This is a genomic window from Urechidicola vernalis (assembly GCF_031846385.1).
Lineage (GTDB): Bacteria > Bacteroidota > Bacteroidia > Flavobacteriales > Flavobacteriaceae > Urechidicola > Urechidicola vernalis.
This window is the reverse complement of record NZ_JAVRHV010000001.1, coordinates 605159-629900: the sequence shown is the minus strand read 5'-3', so window position 1 is coordinate 629900 and position 24742 is coordinate 605159. Positions and strand designations below refer to the sequence as shown.

Annotated in this window: 26 protein-coding genes; 14 read left to right on the top strand and 12 right to left on the bottom strand. The window is 32.9% G+C overall.

The annotated features are described in order from the left end of the window. Positions 1–59 precede the first annotated feature (59 nt). Positions 60–560: a thiol peroxidase gene (gene tpx / locus RM519_RS02730; protein ID WP_311591987.1), complete on the bottom strand. Its 501-nt coding sequence runs from the start codon at positions 558–560 to the stop codon at positions 60–62. 234 nt (positions 561–794) lie between these two features. Here tpx and RM519_RS02725 point away from each other — a divergent pair, with 234 nt between their 5' ends. The 6 genes from RM519_RS02725 to RM519_RS02700 all read left to right on the top strand — a co-directional run bounded on the left by RM519_RS02725 (position 795) and on the right by RM519_RS02700 (position 3937). Then, positions 795–1349, top strand: coding sequence for a hypothetical protein (locus RM519_RS02725; protein ID WP_311591986.1), 555 nt, complete (start codon positions 795–797; stop codon positions 1347–1349). Between the two features lie 622 nt (positions 1350–1971). After that, positions 1972–2109, top strand: coding sequence for a hypothetical protein (locus RM519_RS02720; RefSeq protein WP_311591985.1), 138 nt, complete (start codon positions 1972–1974; stop codon positions 2107–2109). 206 nt (positions 2110–2315) lie between these two features. Next, positions 2316–2477 (top strand): hypothetical protein, encoded by a 162-nt coding sequence (locus RM519_RS02715; protein WP_311591983.1) that lies wholly within the window; start codon positions 2316–2318, stop codon positions 2475–2477. Positions 2478–2482: 5 nt separating this feature from the next. After that, positions 2483–2767, top strand: coding sequence for an Hsp20/alpha crystallin family protein (locus tag RM519_RS02710; protein ID WP_311592553.1), 285 nt, complete (start codon positions 2483–2485; stop codon positions 2765–2767). A 126-nt stretch (positions 2768–2893) separates the two neighbouring features. Then, positions 2894–3265, top strand: a complete 372-nt coding sequence (locus RM519_RS02705; protein ID WP_311591981.1) for a hypothetical protein — start codon at positions 2894–2896, stop codon at positions 3263–3265. 75 nt (positions 3266–3340) lie between these two features. Continuing rightward, complete coding sequence (locus RM519_RS02700) at positions 3341–3937, top strand: WG repeat-containing protein (RefSeq protein WP_311591980.1); 597 nt, start codon at positions 3341–3343, stop codon at positions 3935–3937. A 435-nt stretch (positions 3938–4372) separates the two neighbouring features. Here RM519_RS02700 and aqpZ read toward each other — a convergent pair whose 3' ends face one another. Continuing rightward, positions 4373–5074 (bottom strand): aquaporin Z, encoded by a 702-nt coding sequence (gene aqpZ, locus RM519_RS02695; protein WP_311591979.1) that lies wholly within the window; start codon positions 5072–5074, stop codon positions 4373–4375. Between the two features lie 165 nt (positions 5075–5239). On the opposite strand from aqpZ, the gene glmM reads away from it, so the two are divergent. Both glmM and RM519_RS02685 read left to right on the top strand, forming a co-directional pair. Beyond that, a complete protein-coding gene (gene glmM / locus RM519_RS02690; protein WP_311591978.1) occupies positions 5240–6628 on the top strand; it encodes a phosphoglucosamine mutase in 1389 nt (462 codons plus the stop codon). Beyond that, positions 6628–7479, top strand: a complete 852-nt coding sequence (locus tag RM519_RS02685) for a hypothetical protein (RefSeq protein WP_311591977.1) — start codon at positions 6628–6630, stop codon at positions 7477–7479. Before glmM ends, RM519_RS02685 begins: the two co-directional genes overlap by 1 nt. Before the next feature lie 380 nt (positions 7480–7859). On the opposite strand, the gene RM519_RS02680 is transcribed toward RM519_RS02685, so the two are convergent. The 10 genes from RM519_RS02680 to gcvT form a co-directional block, all read right to left on the bottom strand. Further along, positions 7860–8282, bottom strand: coding sequence for a hypothetical protein (locus RM519_RS02680; RefSeq protein WP_311591976.1), 423 nt, complete (start codon positions 8280–8282; stop codon positions 7860–7862). Between the two features lie 12 nt (positions 8283–8294). Beyond that, positions 8295–8936, bottom strand: coding sequence for a DinB family protein (locus RM519_RS02675; RefSeq protein WP_311591975.1), 642 nt, complete (start codon positions 8934–8936; stop codon positions 8295–8297). Between the two features lie 119 nt (positions 8937–9055). Further along, entirely contained in the window at positions 9056–9967 is a 912-nt protein-coding gene (locus RM519_RS02670) for a class I SAM-dependent methyltransferase (RefSeq protein WP_311591974.1), read from the bottom strand. Between the two features lie 531 nt (positions 9968–10498). Beyond that, positions 10499–11074, bottom strand: coding sequence for a hypothetical protein (locus RM519_RS02665; RefSeq protein ID WP_311591973.1), 576 nt, complete (start codon positions 11072–11074; stop codon positions 10499–10501). A gap of 165 nt (positions 11075–11239) precedes the next feature. After that, positions 11240–12535, bottom strand: a complete 1296-nt coding sequence (locus RM519_RS02660) for an amidohydrolase family protein (RefSeq protein WP_311591972.1) — start codon at positions 12533–12535, stop codon at positions 11240–11242. A 161-nt stretch (positions 12536–12696) separates the two neighbouring features. Continuing rightward, the gene (locus tag RM519_RS02655) at positions 12697–13617 is read right to left on the bottom strand and encodes an alpha/beta hydrolase family protein (protein WP_311591971.1); all 921 of its coding nucleotides are present in this window, start codon (positions 13615–13617) and stop codon (positions 12697–12699) included. Positions 13618–13625: 8 nt separating this feature from the next. Next, entirely contained in the window at positions 13626–14111 is a 486-nt protein-coding gene (locus RM519_RS02650) for a GyrI-like domain-containing protein (RefSeq protein ID WP_311591969.1), read from the bottom strand. After that, positions 14108–15649 carry a hypothetical protein gene (locus RM519_RS02645; protein ID WP_311591968.1) on the bottom strand — a complete coding sequence of 514 codons (1542 nt, stop codon included), beginning with the start codon at positions 15647–15649 and terminating at the stop codon, positions 14108–14110. The genes RM519_RS02650 and RM519_RS02645 overlap by 4 nt, the downstream gene beginning before the upstream one ends. An 11-nt stretch (positions 15650–15660) precedes the next feature. Continuing rightward, complete coding sequence (locus RM519_RS02640; RefSeq protein WP_311591967.1) at positions 15661–16095, bottom strand: SRPBCC family protein; 435 nt, start codon at positions 16093–16095, stop codon at positions 15661–15663. 7 nt (positions 16096–16102) lie between these two features. Next, the gene (gene gcvT / locus RM519_RS02635; protein WP_311591966.1) at positions 16103–17188 is read right to left on the bottom strand and encodes a glycine cleavage system aminomethyltransferase GcvT; all 1086 of its coding nucleotides are present in this window, start codon (positions 17186–17188) and stop codon (positions 16103–16105) included. Positions 17189–17375: 187 nt separating this feature from the next. On the opposite strand from gcvT, the gene RM519_RS02630 reads away from it, so the two are divergent. From RM519_RS02630 to RM519_RS02605, 6 genes are all read left to right on the top strand, one after another. Then, positions 17376–18833 carry an aminopeptidase P family protein gene (locus RM519_RS02630; protein WP_311591965.1) on the top strand — a complete coding sequence of 486 codons (1458 nt, stop codon included), beginning with the start codon at positions 17376–17378 and terminating at the stop codon, positions 18831–18833. Between the two features lie 110 nt (positions 18834–18943). Next, positions 18944–20389 carry a Xaa-Pro peptidase family protein gene (locus RM519_RS02625; RefSeq protein WP_311591964.1) on the top strand — a complete coding sequence of 482 codons (1446 nt, stop codon included), beginning with the start codon at positions 18944–18946 and terminating at the stop codon, positions 20387–20389. Between the two features lie 215 nt (positions 20390–20604). After that, positions 20605–21006, top strand: a complete 402-nt coding sequence (locus tag RM519_RS02620; protein WP_311591962.1) for a hypothetical protein — start codon at positions 20605–20607, stop codon at positions 21004–21006. Between the two features lie 17 nt (positions 21007–21023). Next, positions 21024–21866, top strand: a complete 843-nt coding sequence (locus RM519_RS02615; RefSeq protein ID WP_311591961.1) for an ATP cone domain-containing protein — start codon at positions 21024–21026, stop codon at positions 21864–21866. Between the two features lie 9 nt (positions 21867–21875). Next, positions 21876–23249, top strand: a complete 1374-nt coding sequence (locus RM519_RS02610; RefSeq protein ID WP_311591959.1) for an MBL fold metallo-hydrolase RNA specificity domain-containing protein — start codon at positions 21876–21878, stop codon at positions 23247–23249. Between the two features lie 231 nt (positions 23250–23480). Further along, complete coding sequence (locus RM519_RS02605; protein ID WP_311591957.1) at positions 23481–24131, top strand: hypothetical protein; 651 nt, start codon at positions 23481–23483, stop codon at positions 24129–24131. Positions 24132–24742 lie beyond the last annotated feature (611 nt).

Here is a 24742-nt window from a genome sequence, read left to right as displayed (position 1 = left end):
GAAAATATTGTTGTAACCTTCAATTTAAGTCAAATTATAAACGCATTAATTTCTCAGGGTTATGACAATAACTTTAAAACGGCTTCGTAGTCTGGTTCATCAGGAATATTAGGTACTTGCTCGTTATAAAGTACGGTTCCATTTTCGTCTATAACAACAATACACCTAGAAAGTAATTCAGCAATAGGGCCATCTATAACCTTTAATCCATAATCTTTACCAAATTTACCAGAAACAAAATCTGATAACATTACTACATTTTCTATGCCTTCAGCACCACAAAAACGTCCCTGTGCAAAAGGTAAATCACGTGAAATGCAAAGAATTTTTGTGTTTTCTAAATTACTCGCTTTTTCATTGAATTTTCGAACGGATGCCGCACAAGTTCCGGTGTCGATACTTGGAAAAATATTTAGGACCAATTTAGAACCTGAAAAATCAGCCAATGTTTTACGTGATAAATCTCCAGCTACCAATTCAAAATTAGGTGCTTTCGTGCCTGTTTCAGGTAAGTTTCCAGAAGTATGTATTGTTAATTCGTTTAAATTTATAGTTGCCATGTTAATTGTTTTTAATGTATAAACTCAAAAGTACGATAAATTCCGGTTTTAGCGTAGTTTAATTTTTAGTAGAAATAATGCCTTTTAATTTTATGAATCTCGGCCTGGCTAGTAATGTATTGGTAATAATACTGTTATGTTTTCAGAAGTTTTTTTAACTTATTTTTAAGAACTAACTTAGAAACATTGGGTCTTTAATTGCGTCTTTCATAGGAATAAAACCAATTAAAAATTATGAAAAATTACAATCAATTATTAAAGTCAATGGCTGTTGTATGCTTAGGACTTTTTCTTGTGCAATGTTCTGATGATGAGCCATCTAGTCAACCAATTCCAACATTTAACGAATCTGATTTATCTACAATTCATTTAGATAGCCAGTCTTCTTGGCGTATTGTTGAGGTGTATAAGAGGTATAATGATCCAAATTACGATTTAGAAATTACAACCGATTGTGTTACTGATGATGTATACACTTTTTCTGCGGATACGGAGTCCGTAACAATTGATTTTGGTGAAGCACTTTGTTTTGAAGATGAAGATGATGGTATTTTTACTGCTGATCATGAATTTTTTGAGAGCAACCTTACCATAATGGATGCCTCAAGGGGAAATACCATTTATTTACATTTTGCAAGAGGATATATTAATGAAGATCGAACTGCGCAAGCGTCAACCTTTACTTATTATTCCTTAGCGGAGTTATCTGAAAACAGAATGGTATTTCAAAAAGGAGGTGAGTTTATAGGAAACTATCATGAAGCGCTTATTTTTGAGCGTATAGAATAAAAATATCTTAAATTAAAAAGCCCGATACCATTGTATCGGGTTTTTTTGTTGTTAAACGGTTGTCTTAGTTGTTATTCCATTATGATAATTATCCGGAGGATATGAAGTACCTCAAAGTTAATAAATAAGAAATGAATAAACAGGAGGAGATTTTTCGGCTTCGCGTAGGCTAAAACTTTAGCGACACTCGTACGCTCAAAATGACAAAAGACTTTTTGTTGAATGGTAGATGATAATTCTTAAATGCATTTCAAATGTTTAGAAAGTAAAGAGGCTGGTATCAAAGAAATGAAATTAATTCACCATCATTGACTAAACGATTCTTTAATAACCAGCCAACTCTACTCAACTAATCAATTGTTAACAGCTAAAGTTGCGCTGTTGTGTCCAAGTTATACGTTTGCTGTTTTTAAAGTTTGTAAAATAACTAAACTTCTTAGCGGCTGTTGGTGTATTGTATGTAGTTTTCATATTTGTAAGTTTTATTGTTTTCTTTAAACTAATCTATTCAATAGACGTCTGTTAGTAAACAATGTTTCACAGAAGGAGTGGCTTTAACGAAACCTTAACAGATGCCGAATCAGTGCGATAAAACCTTTTTAGCACTTAAAAAGACCAACACATGAAACGGCCTAGGAAATACAAAGATTACTACGATTATTATAAAAACAGAACTTCTTTCCCTGATGCATCTACAGGTATCTTCTTTATTGCCATTTGTGTTGTGGCCTACTTTGTTTATAAATGGTTTTTTGTTTGAGGGTTTTGATTGGCGGAAACGAAGGAGGGTGAACTGTAATAAGTATCTGAAAAGCAAATGAAAGCAAGGATGCGCTAATTTTACAATAATTGAACAGTTAAAACCCTGACTAAAGAAAGTCTAAAACATGATAAAAGTCATAGTTTAAATAGTTTTATATCAGTATATTACAGATGTAAATTTAGTTTAACTTAAAACCGTTTATTATGACACTTTCAAAAACAAATAACCGCAATAGGTTATTTCCTTGGACACTTAGTGGAATTCAAAGTTTTTTAAGTTCAGAGGATTTCTTTAACGATGATTATTTTACAACAGATCATTTAGTACCGGCTATGAATGTTAAAGAAAATGAAACCAACTTCTAAATTGAATTTGCGCACCAGGATATTCAAAAGAGGAATTTAAAATTTCAATAGAAAACAATGTACTAAATGTACAAGGAGAAAAAACATCAGAAAAAGAAGAGGCTGAAGAAAACTTTACTAGAAAGGAGTTTAGTTTCAACTCTTTTAATAGGGCTTTAAAATTGCCAACTTCTGTAAATACAGACGCTTTACCCACAGCCAATTATTCCAACGGTATACTAAAGTTGTTAGTGTTAAAGCATACCGATTTGGCTAAAAAGCAACAAAAACAATTTATAGAAATTGAATAATACAATTTTAAGGAACTATTAAGATGAATGGGCGGTGCTTGGAGAGGAATACTTTATTACCGCTCATTTATTATTTAGAATTAACAATCTGTAAAGGTTGATACTAGTCTAAAATCCAATACTGTTATGAATACTCAATTATTAGAAAGTACTTTTTATAAAAACATAAGTAAGCTCTTTTATGCTTTTATGGCTATCGATAAACATGTTCGTAGAGAAGAGTACAGGGCTTGTATGCATCAGTTAAAGGAAACTTGGCCAGAAAAAGAAGGTGCGGTGAGCATAGAACAACAACTAAAGAAGTTGATTGTAAACAAGGAAAATGCCATGCATTGCTTTCTAAATTTTGAATCTTATTATAAAAGTCATCATTTTTTGTTTTCTATAGAATTCAAAAAAAGTATCAAAAATACCGCTGGTATTATAGCATCAGCTTTCGGATCAAAAAACAAGTCAGAACTAATACTACTCGCAAAATTGCAGTTGCTAATGAAGTAGTAGTTCAAGTCACTTTAGTTTTTGATTGCTAGTTGAATACTCAATTTATTATAAAACAAACTAAAAACTAATGTCATGAAAAATTTTAAAATAATTGTAGTCATCTTTCTAATTCCATTGTTTTGTTTTTCTCAGGACCTAACAGACATCGATTTTGTATCTCCCTTCCATGATGGTTACGCCGCAGTTAAAAAAGGAGATCAATGGGCGTTTATAAATGAAAAAGGAGCCATTGTAATAGACTTTAGAGACGATTTGGTGCCTGAAAAACACAACGATGTATGTTACCCTGTTTTAAAGAATGATCTTTTTTTAATACAGCGGAACGAGAATAACCTAACTTATTTTGGCTTTGCTGATGTGCAAGGTAAAACAGTAATTGCACCTAAATTTTTAAAAGCAAAAAGTTTTGAATTTAACAACAGCATTGCTCTGCTGCTTATAAAGCAAAATCTAGGATATAACAAATTGTTAGACAAGCCAATGGTTAGTTATAAATACAGAGAAGTGTTAATTGATAAGTCTGGAGAAATTGTAGATTATTTAAGTCCGTTGTATCCGTTTTCTGTAGATGCTTATGCTAAGAAAAGTCCAGAAATTAAATCTAAAATAGTTTCTAAAGATATTGTTGCCGTAGCACAAGACAATACTTTTAGCCTGAGAAAATATTAAACTTATCTTCTGTGCTGTAATTAAATTCACAGTTTAAACCGTCATTATAGTGCATAATTTGATACGCCTTAAATAGTGGTTTTCCGTAATCTAAAAACAAACAGAAGTTGCAGTTTGCCTCACGGAAAACCGTGAAGCTAAAAAATCATGGAAAACCGTTAGAATTAAAATGAGTGGAAAGTGTTAATTTTATAGTGTGCTTTTGAAGCGCAAAGATTTAGGATTAATCAAATACATAATACAACCAATCAATTAACCAATTTGTTGAGTTTCTATTTGTAATTTCCGTGTACTTACAAAATTTACATTTTGTAAGTACACGGTTTTTTAATTACCCTTAAGCAAAAAAAATACAAATGAAATAATCTTTTTTTATTTCATAAAAAAAACTCCTAAGTTCTACTTAGGAGTTTTCTGATTTATATAAAATGTTTTCTATTTATTTGGTGCCATAAATTTATAAACCACACCAGCCAAAACAGCACCAACAATTGGCGCTACCCAGAACAGCCATAATTGTCCCATAGCATTCGCTTCTGCAAAAATTGCAACTGCCGTACTTCTAGCAGGGTTTACAGAGGTATTGGTAACAGGAATACTTATTAAATGAATTAGGGTTAAAGCCAAGCCAATCGCCATTCCTCCAAAACCAGGAGCAGCATTTTTATGTGTTGCACCCAATATCACAATTAAGAACATAAATGTCATAACAATTTCAGTAACCAAAGCACCAACCATTCCGTAATTAACACCGTAAACATCGGCATCGTAAAAGTTGGTTGCAAAAGCCCCAGGATTTGAGCCAACACCCGCAAAAGAAGGAGAACTACTAACAATTAGATACAAGATTCCAGCACCAACGGCACCACCTAAAACTTGTGCCCCTATATAAGGAATCAGGTCCTTTTTATCAAAGCGACCTCCTGCCCATAATCCTAAGGATACGGCTGGATTAAAATGCCCTCCAGAGATATGTCCTAAAGCATAAGCCCCTGTTAAAACAGTTAGACCAAAGGCTAAAGAAACGCCTACAAGTCCAATACCTACGTTTTCAACGCCAGATGCTAAGACCGCAGCTCCGCAGCCTCCTAATACAAGCCACATTGTTCCAATAAATTCTGCCAGTAATTTTTTCATGTTTTTTTAATTTTAAGTTAGTAAAGTTTCACGACCTATTTTGTTGAATATTAGTTCGTTTTGAACTCTAAATATAGTGAATAATATTTTGTGACTTTGAATGAATATAGTCATAGACTAATTTGGTTTAATAACTTATATTTGCATCCTACAAAAAAAATCAACATGACATTAATAAAATCAATCTCAGGAATTAGAGGAACTATTGGAGGACAAGTAGGAGAAAATTTAACGCCTTTAGATGCGGTAAAGTTTGCTTCGGCATATGGCACTTGGCTTCAAAAAAGAAACGGCGATAAACAAAAATTAACCGTTGTAGTGGGTAGAGATGCTCGTATTTCGGGTAAAATGATTAGTGCTATTGTTTCAAATACCTTGGTTGGTTTGGGAATTGATGTGATAGATTTAGGTTTGTCTACAACCCCTACGGTAGAGGTGGCTGTTCCTTTAGAAAAAGCAAATGGAGGAATTATCCTAACAGCATCTCACAACCCTAAACAATGGAATGCACTAAAGTTATTAAACGAAAAGGGAGAGTTTTTAAATGAAGCAGACGGTAGTGAAATTTTAGAAATTGCCGAGAGTGATGCCTACAGTTTTGCAGAGGTTGATGATTTAGGAATCTATTCTAAAGACAAATCGTATGTAGAAAAACATATAGATGAGGTATTGAAATTAGAATATGTTAATGTAGATGCCATTAAAAATGCGAACTTTAAAGTAGTTGTTGATGCTGTAAATTCTACTGGAGGTATTTTTATCCCAGCTTTATTAGAGCGATTGGGAGTGGAGTGTGTTGAATTGTATTGTGAACCAAATGGACATTTTCCGCACAATCCTGAACCTTTAAAAGAGCATTTAGGAGTTATTTCTGAATTGGTGGTTAAAGAAAAAGCAGATTTTGGAATTGTAGTGGACCCTGATGTAGATCGTTTGGCATTGGTTTGTGAAGATGGTTCTATGTTTGGTGAAGAGTATACATTAGTAGCATGTGCAGATTATGTGTTGTCTAAAAAAGCAGGGAATACGGTTTCTAATTTATCATCTTCTAGAGCATTAAGAGATGTTACTCAAAAGCATGGAGGAACCTACCAAGCAAGTGCAGTAGGAGAGGTGAATGTAGTGCAATTAATGAAAGATACCAACGCTATAATTGGTGGAGAAGGAAATGGCGGAATCATTTACCCAGCCTCTCATTACGGAAGAGATTCATTGGTTGGAGTAGCGCTGTTTTTATCGCATTTGGCGACATGTGGAATGTCATGTTTGGAATTACGCCAAAGTTACCCGAGTTACTTTATGAGTAAAAATAAAATTCAATTAACACCACAGATTGATGTTGATAAGATTCTAGAAACAATGGCAGTGAACTATCAAAATGAAGATGTATCTACCATTGATGGCGTGAAAATTAATTTTGAAAAGGAATGGGTACATTTAAGAAAATCGAACACAGAACCTATCATTAGAATATATACAGAAAGTACATCTCAGGCTAATGCAGATGCATTAGCAGAACGTATTATTTCGGAAATTAAAAATATCATTGCTTAATGAAAAAAGCGTTTGTGCTTTTCGTTTTGTTGCTATCAATACCATTGATTGCTCAAGAAAAAGAAAAACCCGAAAGAAAAGGGAATAAAGGACAACTTTATATTTCTTGGGGTTGGAATAGAGCGCATTTCAGCGATTCTGACATTCACTTTAAGGGAGATAACTATGACTTTGTTTTAAGAAGTGTTGAAGGCAATGATCGCCTAACACCATTTAAATATGAAGACTATTTTCAAATTGATAGAATTACCATACCACAAACCAATTTTAGATTGGGTTATTTCTTTCACGATAACTATACCGTTTCCATTGGTATAGATCACATGAAGTATGTAATGAAAGGTTACCAATACGCTCCCATAGACGGAACGATAAACGCCGGAACTGAATTTGACGGTGTTTATACCGGAGAAGAAATTAGGCTAACAGAGGACTTCTTAACTTTTGAACATACAGATGGATTGAATTACGTAAACGTTGAGGTGAATAGATTTGACAACTTAAATACACTGCTGAACTTTGACACTGATTTTATGGACGTGAATCTAACCGAAGGATTAGGAGCAGGTATTATTTACCCTAAAACAAATGCCACCTTATTTGGAGGTGAGCGTTATGATGACTTTAATGTGGCGGGCTATGGCTTTAGTGCAAAGGTGGGGGTAAACCTAACTTTTTGGGACCATTTCTTTATTCAGTCAGATTATAAAGTAGGCTATATTGATATGCCAAACATTATGATTTCTAATGACGAATCTAACGGAGCCTCGCAAAGTTTTGGTTTTTTTCAAGTCAATATCACTTTTGGAGCAAGATTTCAATTGTTTCATAAAGATTCGAAACAAGATTAATTACATCTAATCTGAGTTGACTTTTAGAGAAAAGGAAATACATCTTTTTTATTTTTAACTAAGTATTTTAAGTGCAACCCGCTATAAATCAGTTGATTTTTAGTTTTTTTATGTAGAAAATGATGGTTTTATATTAAAAAAGACAACTCATCTAACTTTTTTAACAGTTCGGTATACAATAGTTTTTGCTGCCGTACTTCTGCAGCATCTTTGTAGTGTAATTAAAAACAATTAAAACTTAAAGACATGAAAACTTCAACTTTACACACACCAACAGAGCAAAGAGAAAATGTATTCTTTTCAAATTTTAAAAACAGTAAAAGAATACAATGGTCAACTTATAGAAACTTTAGCCGCTAGATAAAAACTAAATGTAGGAATTAAATCTCGAAGGTCAACATTTTAGCGACCATCTTTGGGGTCATATCTCTAGAATAACGAACCGAAAGTTTATACAACCATTCCTCAATTTTAGCCTGAATCTCATACCGATCTTGCGAATTAAATTCACTAATTGGTTCCCAATCAATATCATAATTTGGGTTCTTAATAACGAGTGCTAATTTAAAAGCACCAGAAGCAGTTGCTTCTGGCGTCCAACCCAAATCAATAAGTAAAGTGGTCTCTGGTATATAATGCGCACCACCTTTTAGATCTAATCGCTGTATTTGCAATAGACTTTCTTTATAAGCGTCCCAATTTTCGATGCTTCCATTTTCATTAATTTCGGCAGGTTCATCTACAAACTGGTTGTAGGTTATAGCCCATCCAGAAGGGATTTTTAAGGAGATTAAATTTTCCAATATGCGAATAGTTTAAGCAGGTAATCTACTTTTTATAAATTTAAATTGACCGTTATGGTTTGATTCGTGTTCGCAAACATGAAACCATTTACAATAGTTATTTGTAGGGCCCCAAGGCCAACTTTTATCTACAGTCAAAAGCCAGTCATCATCCCGTTTTGCCAATTCTTTTAAGGTATGTTCTCTAACTTTGGTAAGTTTCTCTAAGTAAAATTCGTAGGAGTTTCCTTTAATCTTAGCACGGGCCTTATCTCCCAATCCCATTGCCGTACTAAATTCCTTATCATCTTTAGCCGGCCAATCACCCCATTTTTTTCCTTCAAACGTATGTATTTGATAAAAACGTTCTGTGGCTGCTAAATGATAGAGCATAGCACCCACCGAGTTTGCTTTGTCATCAACAAGGTAATCAAGGTCTTTTGTACTCATATTTTTAACCGGATTCAACATGACCATACGCATCCAATTCAGCATAGAAACCAACGTTCCAATTTGTGGTGTAAAGCCATCCTTGGGTCCTACAATGTTAATTTCATCTGGATTGGTAAATGGGCTAGCCGCCATCATTTGTGAACCTGTAAATAAGGTACCGGCACCCAAAGTTAGCAAAGATGATTTCTTTAAGAAGTCTCTTCGGTCTAATTCATTTTTCATAGTGTTTGGTTTTTAAAAAGTTAGATGAACCGAAGTTATGAAAAAGAATATGAATAGATGTTAAATTAATGTTGAAGCGTAATAAGGAATTTTACTTTTCAGTTATAACATTTTTTTGGCTATGAATTATTACGTTTGGCCACTACAAAATGTTCAAGTTTGAAAATATGATTTTCTGGAATGGTTCTACCAATTGGCGTGAAATACTTAGCATTTAAATCTGCTAAGGTTTTATTTTCTGTTAGCGTAAATCCATACTGAGAGAGTAGTTCTTCAATTTCTTCAGCCGAATACAATGAAATCCATGGTTCACCAGATTTGGTCGCTAATTTCTGTATCAATGCTGCTTTTTTCTCAGCCTTTGCGTATCCTTGGCCAAAACAAGCCTTAGGATCTTCATTAAAGAGTTTATTTACGTAAGACATAAAAAAGATTGCACTCGTATTTTGAGTTAATTCAGCCAGTTCTTTTAAAGTAGAATCAACGGCTTCTTTAGGAATATATTGAGAAACGCCTTCAAGTGTAAACACAGTTGGTTTATTTTGATCAAACCCAGCATTTAAAAGTTGTTCTTTGATTGATTGGTGATTAAAATCTATACTCACATACGTCACGTTTTCTAAATTAGGCACGTCATTCAAAAGTTTAGAGCGTTTCCTTTCTTGAACTTCAGGCTGATCCACTTCGAATATTTTTAAATCAGATGGTAAATTAAGCCGATGTGCTCTTGAGTCGTAACCTGCACCTAGAATTACATATTGTTCTATTTGGTCGACAGCATTTTTTTCAATGAGATCATCTATAAATCGTGTTCTCGAAATGAGATGTTCATGAAAACCAGGTGCCATTTTTTGAGTCAGCCAAACACTTAATTTATACCCCATGAGTTTAATGATACTTTCGCCAAGTACAAATTTATGGGCATAAGGATCATAGATTACACGTTTTCCCGGCTTGGCAAGTGATTCAATCAATCGCTGTTTTGCAACGCCTTGTGCAGTACCATCTTTTCTAAATATAGAATTGCTCATTTTTGTGATTGGTTTCTAAGTAGTGCTATATGTTTGTAAATAGTGCGCGTAATGTCCAGTAAATTGTTATTCTCCAATATATAATTTAACTTTTCATGAACATGCTTAAATCCGTTTTTAAAAGAAACTTCCGATCGTAATAATTGTACAAAGAGTTAATGATAAAATACTAATTACTAATAAAAAACTTCTATGATTTTTTATTGAATATTTTATTCCGATGATTAAAAAAACAATTTGTGCAATTAGAAAGGGTATTGTTAAGAGTTCTCTTAAAACTCCAATGATGACAAAGTTTATTTTGTAAAAATCAATCAACCAAATCAGCATAAAATAAGATACAATTACAAAAATAACAATGCTCAGATTTCTATTTGTTATTAATTTGTTCATTTTACTTAAGCTCGTTCTACATTGTTGACCTGATTGTATAAGATTAGTGACGTGTTTTAATTACTAAGGTTAACAAATAAATCACAGTTGGAAAGCCCGTGAGGACTTTCATAAATATGCTAATACAAGCATTTGTTTTTAAACGTTGTTAGCACTTCTTTTTCTGTTTAATACTTTAATTCCAAGTGTTAATAAGATTATTATTAATGCAATAAAAAATATACTTGTTGAAATGCTTTTTATAACTGAAAATAAATTAGTTGAATAAACTACCGTTTCTTTCAATTCTGGATAGTTTTTAAGCAATGTGATAATTCCGATATTTTCCAAATAATCTGCAATTCCGGCTATTACCGGTATTATACAGAGATAAATATATGGGGAATATAATTTGTTCAATTTTTTTAAGAAATATCCCAAAAGCAAACAGTAAGAAAGTCCGAATAGTAGTGGGTAAATCATATCCACAGGTATTTGGTTGGTCAGATATGTCAAACGTCCATTTTCTCCAAGAGAAGTGAATAATTCACTTACATAATTCAAATCATATCCTGTGGGCATCATATCCAATAATTTCATTTCGTTAGAGAATGCCATTGTTTTTGGAATTGTAACAGTCAGCATAAAGGTGTAAACAAGATTGGTCACGATAAAAAGTCCTAAAACCTTTTTTCCTGAAATATTCTTTTCTATGAATTTTGTTAATCGTTTCATTTTTTCTCGTATAACTGCTAACGTATAAATAAACACACCTGTGTGTTTATTTATCTTATATGCTTACCATTTTTATAACAAGCATACCAAATTTACAATGTTTTCAGAGCTTTATTGAAAACATGGCAGTATACTTATTAACAGGGTTGAGAAAGTTATTTCGGTTTAATACGGATTGTAAAGTTTACCTTTTTTAACAACCATAAACACAGATTCAATACTTTCTATGTTTTCTATTGGGTTTGAATGCAATAAAAGTAAATTAGCATTTTTACCTGTTTCGATACTACCTTCTGATTCTAAAATACCAGTAGCCATTGCAGAATGTTTTGTTGCAGAGATGATGGCATCAATTGGTTTGAATTCGCATTTATTCACTAATAATTTCATTTCGTGTTGTACAAACGTTTTTTGGTCAGAATCGCTTCCTGCTGCTATTAATACTCCATTATTATAAGCTTGATTTATAATTCGTTTTGCTAATTCATATCTCCAAGTTAATCTAGGACTATCTTTGTAGTTTTCATAAACAGTCATTGTTGCATCTAACACAACGTTGTTTACAATCATAAGTTTATACAGTTCAGAAAATTCTAATTGTTCAAATTCGTTATCCCAATATTGCGTATTTCTTGTTTCGTTTTCAGGAATTTCCCATTTGGCTATTAATTCCTTTCTAGATTCAAAGTATTCGTATAACAACATATCTACATGAGATATAGAAATAACTCCTGAAGAAATAATTTCTGAGGGTTTGGTAGGGCTTAAGGCAGCATGCGCCCAAACATTCATTTTTTGCTTTTTGGCTTCTTTTACAATTTTTTTAATCTCTTGCTTTGATAAATTGGCATATAGTTTTATTCCTGCTGCTCCCGTTCCTTTTGCTTGTGCAACGTCTAATGTTAAATTTGATGAATTATCAATGGATTTCATATAGGGCATTTTTCCACTAATACCACCTTGTGCAGTAGCAATAGTTCTAAGATCTGAAAAGAATTCTGGACCAGCCATTAAAGAAGAGTAGTAAATATTAGGACCATCAATATCTCCCACAAGTGTATTCCTTGCTAGGCTGGATAATGCTCTGGTGTCACCAGCCATATCTCTTACAGAAGTGATTCCTGTTAAAAGCATTTCTTTAAGTACTTGTTCTGCATTATCTCTTCTTTCTACGGTTGGGTTTGTAGCAAAATGCACATGGGCATCTATTAGACCGGGTAATACATATTTATCTTTTAAAATAATAGAATGGGTGCTATCATTTTCTATGTAATTCTTAGTTGGTAAAATAGCAGCTATCTTATTGTAGTGTATTACAATTGTTTGATTCTTTATTATTTGTTTGGTGTTTACATCAATTATATTCAAATGGTGTAATGCAATGTTGTCAAATTTAAATTGTGCGTAAGTATTAATTGCAGAAAAAACTACAAGTACAATTGTTAGGAACGTATTTTTCATAGATTTTAGATTGTGCTTTTTTTGATAATTAATTTTCTGTACTATAAGACGAATTTAATAACATAATAAGGATATAATAAGTTTTGTATCAGTTACTTGTCAACAAAAAAATGTTACTTTTATGGTTCTTTGTGGCAAATACATATAGTATTGGCATAATTCTAATCTTGCAACATCCAGTTTATCAATTCTTCTTTTTCTATAATAGACCAACTATGTGGGTGTCGGTGGCCATTTGCTCGGTAACCTTTGTTTTTAGTTGCAATATAATTCACATCTTTAAAGCCTTTTTGCTGTAAACTTTTTGCTAGTGCTTTTATGTAAAAGGCATTGGTTTGCTCTGGTTCGGCCATGCGCTGTTCTTTCCACCATTTAAAATCGGGTTCTGTATACAGTCTAATTTTGGTGTTTTTTAAATGGCTAAGGTTTTTAGTGTTGTTGGTTTCATGGGTGTAAACGGCATAGTTTTCATAAGGAGCAATTCCGTTTTTTGGTTCACCCATTTTAGCACTTAAGGTGTTTATAATCCAGTTGCTTTCTTGTACGGAAACATCAGAGAAATTATTTGCTATATTTTTTTCTGAGGTTCTATATAGTTCTAACAAATCAATGGGGGAGTCCACTAGAAAAACTCCTTTTGGGTCTATGTGATATTGTTTCATCGAAACAATATAATCACTCAACAGAACACTAACCAAACCACCACTAGAAAAACCACCTACGTACAGGTTTTCCTTATTTAAATTATGTTGTTTTATGGTGCCTTGTAGCATTTGTGCTAAATAGGTTTTGTCTGTTGTCTCTAGCCATAACTTTTGGCTGTAGTTCATAAGTAGCACACTAATCTTGTTCTTTTGTGCAATTTTCAGAATGTTAAATTCGCGCTCGATAGCTTCCGGGTTTTCGCCAAAACCTCCAAAAAGAATTAGTAATCCTTTTGAGTTTTCTTCAATTTTTTGAAGGGTGTAGTTTTCTGTTTTAACCGTTTGAGTTGTCGTTTTAGTTTCGGCTTTAACTTTTGTGTCTCGTTTACACGAAATCAGAATGCCTAAAAGCCCAATTAAAAATATTTTTTTAAGCATTTTCAAACTTATTTTGCTTTAATAGGTATCCAAACCTGTTCTTCAGAAGCAGGGTCATTAGGTTTGTAGTTTTGACCCAACAATTCAAAATGTGCTCTATGATCTAATTGATAGTTTGAATTTGGTAGCCATTCTGCAAAAATATAATTGTTCAAAGCTATAAACTCAGGGATAGATCCGATTAAATCAAAAACAGCATACAGGCCACCACTAAGTACAAACGGTTTGTATCCTTTAGGAATGTTATCTTGGTTTGTAACTTCTGTTAGCGCCCATTTTGTAAAAGGCGTAGTAGGTAAAAAAGATTGTGGATCTAGCAATTGGTCATAAAGTTGTAATGAATACAAATCATTGCCAACAGCATTTTCAATAATACTACGTTGCATTTGAAAACTGCGCCATAATTCGTAGGTTTTGTTTTCTGCCAGTGTCATCCGAACCGATTTACCAAGCATCCGTTTTGGCTGCAGTTCAATAATGTTAGGTTGTATCATTTTGTTGGAACAGAAACAATAACTGTTTCTGATGGTTTAAGGGTTATTTCTACTAAAGATAATGCTTTACCATTATGCACCCGTTGTTTGGTATTTACGGTCTTGTCGTTCACCATTAAAACTTTATGATTGCCATAAAATTGTACTTCACAAGTTAAAGGGTTTAATCCACTTAAATGTTTAATAGTCGATTTTTTTTGTCCAATATGCGAAATATTAACTACAGAATTCCCTAGGCTTAAGTTAGAAACACCTAAATTGTTTACTGATTTTGGTAAGTGAGAAAGGGTAGTAATTGTGTTTTGTTGTGGTAGTGGCGTAATACCAAGCATATCAACAATCAAATTTCTTATAAGTACATAAGAAACTTCTGGATAGTCACCATTTCTTCCAGTTGCTTTTTGATAGGTATGCTCTTGCTTTAAATTATTCATAATATGCAGCATCCATTTATAACCCAATTCGTTTTGATGGTGCTTAAAATAGAGCTCAGGGATGTAACTTAGTGCTTCAATGTTTTCGGGAATATCATCTTTACTCTCCAACCGCTCATTAATATAAGCAAGGTATTCCTTGGTTCTCGGAGAATTGGCATCTGTTATTTCCTTCATAGGCATAAACCAAGAATTCTCTTTTCCCCAACCATCTGCGTTTGTACCATCGACCAAATACCCACGATTGTAAGATTTGCTGTTTTTAACACCCCAATCTGTATTGAAATAGAATTTCAGTTCTTCCGCTTTTTTTATGAATTCTTGATAAAGTTGTAATTCGCCCCTTAATTTTGCCATTTCTGCATAAGCTACAAATGCTTGGTATTGACTGGCAATGGCATCTCCGGCTTCTATCAAAGGTAAATCTCGTTGTTCATTAAAAGATGCAGCGCCTGCAAATATTCCTTTTCCAGTTCCTTCTGCTACACCGTTAGGTAATTTTTTATCGTGTATTGTAATAAAATCTGTGACCGATTTGGTGTAATAATTCCAAAGTATAGGGTCATTTAAGTAACGCGTATCTCGTGTCCATAAATAAAGTTGGTATGCTTTTTCTACCAGTTCAAATGTGGCAGGAACCTCCCTCACAAAATTGTCAACAGTTTTAAAATCCAATTTGTAAATAGAGCCATCAAAGTTTAAAGCCCATGCAGGAAACCATTTCTGTTTTGCATTAGCAGAAGCAGCAAAAGTTTTTAGCATAGAAAAATTTTCATCGTGCAATCCTAAAAAATAGGCCCCTTCAATTTGATGACAAAAATCTCGAGAGTAATAGGCCGTTCTGCCAGGGTAACCTGCCCAATAACTAGGGATGTAAGCAACGGTATCTGTGGCTTCACCATTTTCCCAAACTTCAATTGGTCCTGTTTTTCCGGTTTGAACATAAAAGGCAGCTTTCTCTTTTGCCCAATTAAAGACAACTTCCAAGTCCTTGTTTGATGATTTTAAGGTTAACTCAAAATCCTTAGAGTCTTGAGTGTAAACTGCCATCGAAACAATTAAAAATACAATTAATAGTCCTTTTCTGTAGATGGATGCTAGCATTGTTAAAATAATTAGGGATTTGTTTTTTGAAGGTAGTTCTTCAAACTTTCTTTGATCAAGTAATTCCAGCCCTGCACACCGCTTTCTCTTTTAAACTCAGGGATATTAGCAGTAAAGGGTTTAATGGTCGAATGTGTTACAGTAAGTTTGGTTACATCGTTTAATTGGTGCAACTCAAAACAAACTTCAGAATCACCTTCATATTCGGTGTAATGCCAATTGTATCTAATTTTTTGAAGTGGAATTACTTCTTCGATTGTCCAAACATGGGTAAACTTTCGCTCCTCATTTTTTACAACGAATTCTGTTCGGAAACCAACAATTGGTTCAAAATGGTTTATAGAAGCAAAAAACCATTGTCGCATTTCATTGGCATTTGTAATGGCATTCCAAAGTTTTTGTTTGGAAGCATTGATCTTTGCCGATACAACAATGGGTTCTTGCATAAAGTTATTATCCTTTGTAAAAAGGAAGTCTTACTATAGTAGCAGGAATCGCTTTTTTACGAACCTGAATATAAATTTTAGAATCTCTTTTTGAATGTTCCTTTGTTACATAACCAAGTCCAATTCCTTTCTTTAGACTAGGACTCATAGTACCAGAAGTTACCACGCCAATTTCATTTCCTTCGGCATCTACAATAGCATAATCCTGACGTGGAATACCACGTTCATCTAATTCAAATGCCACTAATCTGCGTGTAACGCCCGCTTCTTTTTGAGCTTTTAAGCCTTCTGAGTTTACAAAGTCTTTGGTGAATTTGGTAATCCATCCCAAGCCAGCCTCAATTGGAGAAGTAGTGTCGTTGATGTCATTTCCGTATAAGCAATAACCCATCTCTAGGCGTAAAGTATCTCTAGCGGCCAAACCAATTGGTTGGATGCCAAAATCTGCACCTGCCTCAAATACCTTATCCCACACTTGTTGCACCTGATCATTCTTACAATAAATTTCGAATCCACCAGACCCAGTATAGCCCGTTGCAGAAATAATAACATGTTCTAAACCTGCAAAATCACCTATCTTGAACTTGTAAAATGGAATTTCACTTAGATTTACAGAAGTAATCGATTGCATCGCTTCTATAGCCTTAGGACCTTGAATGGCTAACAATGAATATTCATCTGATAAATCTTTCATCTCTGCACCAATGTCTTCATTATATTTAGAAATCCAGTTCCAATCTTTTTCTATGTTAGATGCGTTTACAACAAGCAAATACGTTTCTTCTTTTATTCTATAGCAAATTAAATCATCTACGATACCTCCAGTTTCATTTGGGAAACAAGAGTATTGCGCATCTCCAAGTGCCAACTTAGAAGCATCATTAGAAGTAACTTTTTGAATTAATGCCAAGGCATTTGGACCTTCAATTAAGAATTCACCCATATGTGAAACATCAAAAACGCCGACCCCGTTTCTCACGGTTTCGTGTTCTATGTTTATACCTTCGTATTGTACAGGCATATTATAGCCCGCAAAAGGAACAATTTTAGCCCCTAAAGATTCGTGTAATGTAGTTAAAGCAGTATTTTTCATCAAAAAATATTTTTGCGCTAATTTACGAAATTTATGCCCTTATTAATAAGACGAAATTGATAAATTTTTATCCAATGCTAATGCTATCTTATAATAATATGATTGCATATATTAAAGCCTAAAAATGCTTAATTTTTCAATTTTGGTTTTACTATATTTGGGACTTCAAATATTAAAACACCATAATATGAACATCAAAAGTTTCTTAACCACTATGTTGTGTTTAACCGTTTTTTTAGGTTTTTCACAAAAAGATTTACCAACAGATTATTTAAAGTCCGACTTTCATAAAGATAGACGAGAGCAACTGCGTAAATCTATGCCAGAGAATTCGGTGGCAGTATTTTTTGCAAATCCAATTAGAAACAGAGCAAATGATGTAGATCATGTTTATCATCAAGATCCTAATTTTTATTATTTAACAGGATACAGAGAAGCAAATTCGGTTTTATTGATTTTTTCTGAAGAACAAACTTCTGATGACGGCACCTTTAATGAATTGATATATGTTCAAAAAAGAGATCCAAGAACGGAACAATGGGAAGGAATACGATTAGGAACAGAAGGAGTTGGAAGCCAATTAGGCTTTGCCAATGCATATAATGGTGAAGATTTTAAAGATATTCCAGTGGATTTTTCAACCTTTGACAAGGTGATGTTTACAGATTTTAAGAACGATGTGAGAGATAACAAAAGAGATGACGCTGATTTATATAGTCTAATAGAACAATTTAAAACAAAGGCTTCTTACCAAGCAACTCCGGCAATAGTACCTGCTGACGAGAAAATTGTTGAAGTTGAAACAAATATTGATGTAAGAGGATTAAGAACTTTAATGGCTAGTTTAAGAGAGATCAAGACGGAAGAAGAATTGGTATTATTAAAGAAAGCTTGTGAAATTTCTGCAGTTGGACAAATGGAAGTGATGAAAGCGATGAATTCAAGTTTGTCAGAAAGAGAAATTCAAGGTATTCATGAATATGTTTATAGAAAATACAACTCAGAGTTTCAGGGATATCCTTCTATTGTAGGTGTTGGGAATAACGGTTGTGTATTGCATTATGTAGAAAACACAAAAATGAGTGCAGGTAAAGATTTAGTTCTTATGGATTTAGGTGCAGAATACCATGGCTATACAGCAGATGTGACACGTACAATCCCCGCTAACGGAAAGTTTAACAAAGAACAACGTGCTATTTATGATTTGGTGTACGCTGCACAAGAAGCAGGAATTGAAGGTACTGTAGTTGGAGCAACAACTCGTGAAATTGATGCATTGGGTAGAAAAATTATCAACGAAGGATTGTTAGCGTTAGGGATTATTGATTCTGTATCACAAGGTCGTAAGTATTTTCCTCATGGAACTTCTCATCACATTGGGTTAGATGTACATGATTTAAGTAAATATGGCCCTTTAGAAGAGAATATGATTATAACTGTCGAACCTGGAATTTATATTCCAGAAGGAAGTGACTGTGATCCAAAGTGGTGGGGTATAGCTGTAAGAATTGAAGATTGTATCTTAATAACCAAAGATGGGCCAATTAACTTTTCAGGTATGGCACCAAGACATGCTGATGAAATTGAAGATTTGATGAAAGAAGAAAGTATTTTAAATGCATTTAGTTTGCCAAAACTAGATTAATTAGAGACAATATATAAGTTTAAAAAACTCCTTGAGAAATCAAGGAGTTTTTTATTTAATGATTTTTAAAGGAAAGAATTATATTTACATAATAACCAAACAATTATAAAATGAAAATTTTAAATATGACTTTTTGCTGTATGGCAATACTTCTTAGTTATAACGGTCATGCACAAGAAAAACACTATTATCAAACTGATTTTTCCATTGAAGAATTTAATAATAGAAGGACTCAAATTTTTGATCATATTGGAAAAAACGGTATTGCTTTAATTCAAGGGGCAAGAAGTGTTGACGGTTTTGAAGCATTTCGTCAAACAAATACTTTTTATTATTTAAGTGGTGTGGAAAGTGGACACGCTTATTTATTGCTAAATGGTAAAACTAAAACTACTACCATTTATTTACCTCATAGAGATGAAGGAAGAGAAGGTGGACAAGGTAAGATTTTATCGGCTGAAGATGCCCCTTTGATAAAGGAACTGACAGGTATAGATAACGTGAAGCCGATTGAAAAATTATCATCAGAATTGTTGCGAACTGGTTTGATAAAAGATGATATTCCTAAATTATATACTCCGTTAGCTCCAGCAGAAACAGGTAATGATAGTAGAGATGAACTATTGTATGGGCAAGCAAGAGCGCATTCCGACCCTTGGGACGGTCAAAAAACGCGTGAAGCACACTTTAAAGAATTGATAAATGAACGCTATCCGCAATTTACTGTAAAAGATCTTTCTCCAAAATTAGATGCGATGCGGTTGATTAAATCAGAGGCTGAAATTGAAGTAATTCGAAAAGCGACACATATTTCTGGGATGTCTATTATTGAAGCGATGAAATCAACAAAGGCTGGAGTTTATGAGTATGAGCTTGGTGCTGCTGCGAAATATGTGTTTTTTATGCACGGGGCACAAGGTGATGCATATCCGGCCATTATTGGAACTGGAACCAATGCCTTTATGGGACACTATTTTAGAAAAACGGATAAACTTAAAGATGGAGAATTGGTGTTGATGGATTATGCCCCAGATTATCATTATTATACAAGTGATGTTACTAGAATTTGGCCAGTAAATGGCAAGTTTAATAAATGGCAAACTGAATTATACGATTACATTATCGCCTATAGAGATGCTCTTTTTAAATACGTTAAGCCGGGTGTAACGTCGAATGAGGTTTTGGATAAAGCAGCAAATGAGATGAGAATATATTTAAAGGGAAAAACGTTTTCCAACCCTAACCATTTAAAGGCTGTTGAAAAAGGAATTGAATTTAGAGGTCATTTTCAACACCCGGTAGGAATGGGCGTGCATGATGTTGGCAGAGTGCGAGGAGTAACTTTACAAAAAGGAATGGTGTTCACAATAGACCCAATGATTTGGATTCCAGAAGAGCGCTTGTATGTGCGAATTGAAGACGTTGCTGTAGTTACTGAAACGGGAGTTGAAAATTTGAGTTCTTTTGTTCCTTCAAGCATTGAGGAGATAGAGAAAACAATTAAAGAGGAAGGGTTGACTGAATTTAGACCAGCTAAAAAGTTACCGTTAAAATAAATGAATCAATTTGTTATTAAATTTGTGAATATACTATCGGACTCTGGTTTAAAATAGTTTCTTCTCTAAATTGTGTTGCTCTTTTCAGGAAAATGGAGTTAATAATTTGATAACATGACAATTGTCATGAAGTTTAAATTTGTTAATGTGTAAATTTAAGAAGTAATTTCTAATTAAAATTTCATCTATTAATGTAAACTTTAAATTTAATTATTATGAAAAATACAGGAATCTGGTTAGATAAAAACGAAGCCATAGTTATTTTTTTAGAAGGGGGTAAAGAGGAGATATTCTCAATTCCATCAAATCTAGAACATTTTCATATTCAAGGAGGTTCTGGTACTCGTTTTAAGGGTGGGCCACAAGATGTTGTTCAAGATAGTAAGTACATGCAAAGGGAGACCCATCAATTAAATATTTTTTTTAAAAATATAATTGAGAATGTAAAGGATTCTAATGCTATTGTGCTATTTGGTCCTGCTCAGGTTAAAGAAAAATTCAATAAAGAATTAGAAAAGCACTATCCAAGTTGTTTTAATATCCTAAAGGGTGTTTACACAACTGATAGTATGACTGATAATCAGTTAAAGGCATGGGTTAGGAAATTTTATAGTTAAAGCGGTGAATTTTAAGTATGAAAAATTATTCTATTGATATCATAAAATCATCTGGATTAAAAGACCCGTTTTCCGAAGAAAAGTTAAAAAAATCTCTAAAGATAATTGGTGTAGATTCTAATTTAGTTGAGCAAATTCTGCTCAAAGTAAAGAATGAACTTTATGAAGGAATTTCGACCAAAGAAATTTACAATAGGGCTTTTAGTTTGCTAAAAAAAGAAAAAGGACATTTAGCATCAAAATATAAGTTGAAAAAAGCAATTTATGAGTTGGGACCAACAGGTTTTCCCTTTGAACGGTTTATAAGTGCCATTTTAAAATATTCGGGTTACTCCACAGAGGTCGGAAAAATTTTTGAAGGAAAATGTATTTCACATGAAGTAGATGTTGTTGCAAAAAAGAATAATAAAGTTACAACTGTTGAATGTAAATTTCATAGTGAACAGGGACTAAAATGCAACGTTAAAGTTCCTTTGTATATTAATTCGAGATATAAGGATATAGTCCGAAATTGGGGTAAATATTTAAAAGTTATTGGTGATTTAGAGAGCTGCTGGGTGGTAACAAATACCAGGTTTACAAAAGATGCTGTTCAATACGCAAACTGTGTTGGATTGTATTTATTAAGTTGGGATTATCCAGAGAATGATTCTTTAAAAGATAGAATTAATAGACTGGGATTATACCCAATAACGGTTTCTACATTGTTAACCGAAGAAGAGAAGGAATTCTTGTTAAGTAGAGATATTGTTTTATGCAGAGACTTAATTAATGATGCTTTTTATTTGGATAAATGCGGAATTTCAAAGGCTAGAAAAGAAAAAATTTTTAATGAGATTCAAAGAATATGTAAGTGTTAAATAAATTGAATGACAAAAACGATAAATATTCATTTTTTAGGCGCTGCAGAGGTAGTTACTGGCTCAAAATATTTAGTCGATACTCCAGAAAAAAATATTTTGATCGATTGCGGAATGTTTCAAGGTTCAAAAGAGTTACGCGAACTCAATTGGCTTGAACTACCAATAGATGTATCCGCTATTGATATTGTTATGCTAACACATGGACATTTGGATCATGTAGGTTTTTTACCAAGACTACTATATCAAGGGTTTAAGGGGGTAATTATTGGAACAGCACCTACACTTGCTATCACGGAAATTGTTTTAATGGATAGTGGAAAAATCCATGAAGAAGAGGCTAGCAAAGCGAATAAAGAAAATTATTCAAAACATAAACCGGCATTGCCATTTTACACAATCAAAGATGTAAAAAAAACAATTGAATACTTTCAAGTAATAAATGAAAGCGTATGGGTCGAGTTATCCAATAATATCTCATGTAGATTTAAATACAATGGACACATCCTTGGATCTACATTTATTGAATTAGATATTTACGGTAAACGATTCGTTTTTTCTGGAGATTTAGGTCGCAGCCATGATTATTTATTGTCTCCACCTAAGAAACCAAAATGGGCAGACTATTTATTTTTAGAAAGCACCTATGGAAATAAAAATCATAGTCATGAGGATATTGAGTCAGTTCTATCGAATTTGATAGAAGAAACACTCATGAAAAAGGGGAATTTAATTATACCAAGTTTTGCTGTAGAACGACTTCAAACTCTAATATACCTATTGTGGAAATTGTTTAAAGAAAATAAAATTCCTGACATTCCAATCTATATTGATAGCCCCATGGGTAATAATGTTCTTGAGGTTTTTAAAGATTTCCCTGAATGGCATAACTTGACTAGTTCGGAATACAATGCCATGAGGAACCATTCAAATATTGTTCAGTCATATAAAGAAACTTGGGAGGTAGTTGACAATCCAGCTTCAAAAATTATTGTAGCGGGGAGTGGAATGATTACTGGAGGTAGGGTTTTGACTTATTTACAGTATTTACTTAATAAACCATCTACCACCGTTTTATTAGTTGGCTACCAGGCCGAAGGAACGAGAGGAAGAAAACTTCTCGAAGGTGTTGATAAATTAAAAATATATGGTAGATATTATCCAGTCTTGGCTTCAGTAAAGAATGTGGAAAGTTTATCCGCTCATGCGGATATGAATGAACTATTGAAATGGTCTAATTCAATTATTAATGCGCCAGAAAAGGTTTTTTTAGTGCATGGTGAACCAGAGGCTTCATTTGAACTTATGAAGGTTATGAAACAAAAATTTCAATGGAATATTCACTTGCCAAAACTATTTGAAGTTGTACAGATAAATATCTAAAAACTGACATTTGTCATTATTTAATTGGTATTATGTCGATAACTTAGAACGGTGCTATATTAAAATTAACAATCTTAGAAAACAAAGAATTAAATTCTAAAAACAAAAATTTTGTTGACTTAGAATCATTGAATTAAGACTTTAATTAATATCTTAAGTATCATTTTATTTGACAGAGGTTAAATTCAATTATTGTTCAAATTTACGTTCTGTTTTAAAACCTATAAAAAAATGAAAACATTTTATTTAATAGCAATAGTTATTCTTATGGCAAGTTGTAATTCTACCCAATTAATGGATTATTGGAAGAATCCTGATATAGAAGTTTTTGAAACAAGTAAAATATTAATTGTAGGAATCACTCCGAATAATAGTGCAAGAAAGTTATTTGAGAAGAGATTGGTCTCGGAGTATAATTCTCGAGATATCGAAGCTGTAATGAGTATTGATCTATTTAAGAAATCTTTTACAACTTCTGAACAATCAGAAAGTGATCTTTTGGAGATAGAAGAGAAATTACTTAATCAAGGATTTGACGCCGTTTTGATTACTAAAATTATTGGCAGCGAAGATAGGGAGGCCTACTATAAATCGTTTAATGATGAACTGAAAATGAATAACAGTTTTAAGGATGATATCTTTGAAAGTCAACACATTTATCAAAATAAGGAGTATTATGAATTATATAAAGTATATAATGCTGAAACATCACTTTACTGCATTTGTTCAGAAAGGACACGAGATCTAATTTGGAAGGGTTATATTGATATTATCGATCCTAAAAGTGTTAAAAGGACTACTGATGATTATGTAAAGCAAATAATGTTTGTCTTAGAAGATCTTCAATTAATAAATAAAAAAATAAGCGATTTTCAATTGTAAAGATTTAATTCGGAGAGATCTTTAGGTCAAACAGGGTTTGATAATGTTTTGAATAAAACTTCGAAATTTAAATGTAATAAATGATTTCAGATTAAATTGGAACCGATTACCTTTATTGTTTTGAATCAGAATTGCGGACTGATAATGAACTGCAGACCTCCGGGTTATGAATTTTCAAAAAATTTCATAATAAATTGATAATCAATTACTTAAATCGTTTCAAAACCCCAAATTCGTATTCAAAAACGTATTCATTCCTATCCGAATAATACGCTAGTTTGATTTCTGATTGTACTTAATTTCAGTTTACAAATTAGTAAGAAATTAGATGTTTTACAAGAAAATCATCTTATATAATTTTATACCATTATATAGAAGAATATTGTGATTAGGTTTATTCTTATTTAATTTATATTTTTGATTGACAACGAAGTAGAAAAATTGCTAATCCAGACTTTACAGTAATCTTCATTCAATACTTCAACTATTTCTGGAATTCTCTAATCATTGAATTTCCATTTATCTACCCCTATATAGCGCATAATGCGTTGATTATTATATTCATTATTCTCAACTATGAGATGTTATGTTGAATTAAATTCTAAAATAAA

Excerpts from the sequence above, each read along its gene's own strand:
- RM519_RS02610 (WP_311591959.1), top strand. The coding sequence starts at position 21,876 with ATGACAAAAACGATAAATATTCATTTTTTAGGCGCTGCAGAGGTAGTT.
- RM519_RS02725 (WP_311591986.1), top strand. The coding sequence starts at position 795 with ATGAAAAATTACAATCAATTATTAAAGTCAATGGCTGTTGTATGCTTA.
- RM519_RS02625 (WP_311591964.1), top strand. The coding sequence starts at position 18,944 with ATGAAAATTTTAAATATGACTTTTTGCTGTATGGCAATACTTCTTAGT.
- RM519_RS02700 (WP_311591980.1), top strand. The coding sequence starts at position 3,341 with ATGAAAAATTTTAAAATAATTGTAGTCATCTTTCTAATTCCATTGTTT.
- RM519_RS02715 (WP_311591983.1), top strand. The coding sequence starts at position 2,316 with ATGACACTTTCAAAAACAAATAACCGCAATAGGTTATTTCCTTGGACA.
- RM519_RS02615 (WP_311591961.1), top strand. The coding sequence starts at position 21,024 with ATGAAAAATTATTCTATTGATATCATAAAATCATCTGGATTAAAAGAC.
- RM519_RS02720 (WP_311591985.1), top strand. The coding sequence starts at position 1,972 with ATGAAACGGCCTAGGAAATACAAAGATTACTACGATTATTATAAAAAC.
- RM519_RS02685 (WP_311591977.1), top strand. The coding sequence starts at position 6,628 with ATGAAAAAAGCGTTTGTGCTTTTCGTTTTGTTGCTATCAATACCATTG.
- RM519_RS02655 (WP_311591971.1), bottom strand. The coding sequence starts at position 13,617 with ATGCTTAAAAAAATATTTTTAATTGGGCTTTTAGGCATTCTGATTTCG.
- RM519_RS02670 (WP_311591974.1), bottom strand. The coding sequence starts at position 9,967 with ATGAGCAATTCTATATTTAGAAAAGATGGTACTGCACAAGGCGTTGCA.
- RM519_RS02705 (WP_311591981.1), top strand. The coding sequence starts at position 2,894 with ATGAATACTCAATTATTAGAAAGTACTTTTTATAAAAACATAAGTAAG.
- RM519_RS02650 (WP_311591969.1), bottom strand. The coding sequence starts at position 14,111 with ATGATACAACCTAACATTATTGAACTGCAGCCAAAACGGATGCTTGGT.
- tpx (WP_311591987.1), bottom strand. The coding sequence starts at position 560 with ATGGCAACTATAAATTTAAACGAATTAACAATACATACTTCTGGAAAC.
- RM519_RS02620 (WP_311591962.1), top strand. The coding sequence starts at position 20,605 with ATGAAAAATACAGGAATCTGGTTAGATAAAAACGAAGCCATAGTTATT.
- aqpZ (WP_311591979.1), bottom strand. The coding sequence starts at position 5,074 with ATGAAAAAATTACTGGCAGAATTTATTGGAACAATGTGGCTTGTATTA.
- glmM (WP_311591978.1), top strand. The coding sequence starts at position 5,240 with ATGACATTAATAAAATCAATCTCAGGAATTAGAGGAACTATTGGAGGA.
- RM519_RS02675 (WP_311591975.1), bottom strand. The coding sequence starts at position 8,936 with ATGAAAAATGAATTAGACCGAAGAGACTTCTTAAAGAAATCATCTTTG.
- RM519_RS02665 (WP_311591973.1), bottom strand. The coding sequence starts at position 11,074 with ATGAAACGATTAACAAAATTCATAGAAAAGAATATTTCAGGAAAAAAG.
- RM519_RS02640 (WP_311591967.1), bottom strand. The coding sequence starts at position 16,095 with ATGCAAGAACCCATTGTTGTATCGGCAAAGATCAATGCTTCCAAACAA.
- RM519_RS02605 (WP_311591957.1), top strand. The coding sequence starts at position 23,481 with ATGAAAACATTTTATTTAATAGCAATAGTTATTCTTATGGCAAGTTGT.
- RM519_RS02660 (WP_311591972.1), bottom strand. The coding sequence starts at position 12,535 with ATGAAAAATACGTTCCTAACAATTGTACTTGTAGTTTTTTCTGCAATT.
- RM519_RS02645 (WP_311591968.1), bottom strand. The coding sequence starts at position 15,649 with ATGCTAGCATCCATCTACAGAAAAGGACTATTAATTGTATTTTTAATT.
- RM519_RS02630 (WP_311591965.1), top strand. The coding sequence starts at position 17,376 with ATGAACATCAAAAGTTTCTTAACCACTATGTTGTGTTTAACCGTTTTT.
- gcvT (WP_311591966.1), bottom strand. The coding sequence starts at position 17,188 with ATGAAAAATACTGCTTTAACTACATTACACGAATCTTTAGGGGCTAAA.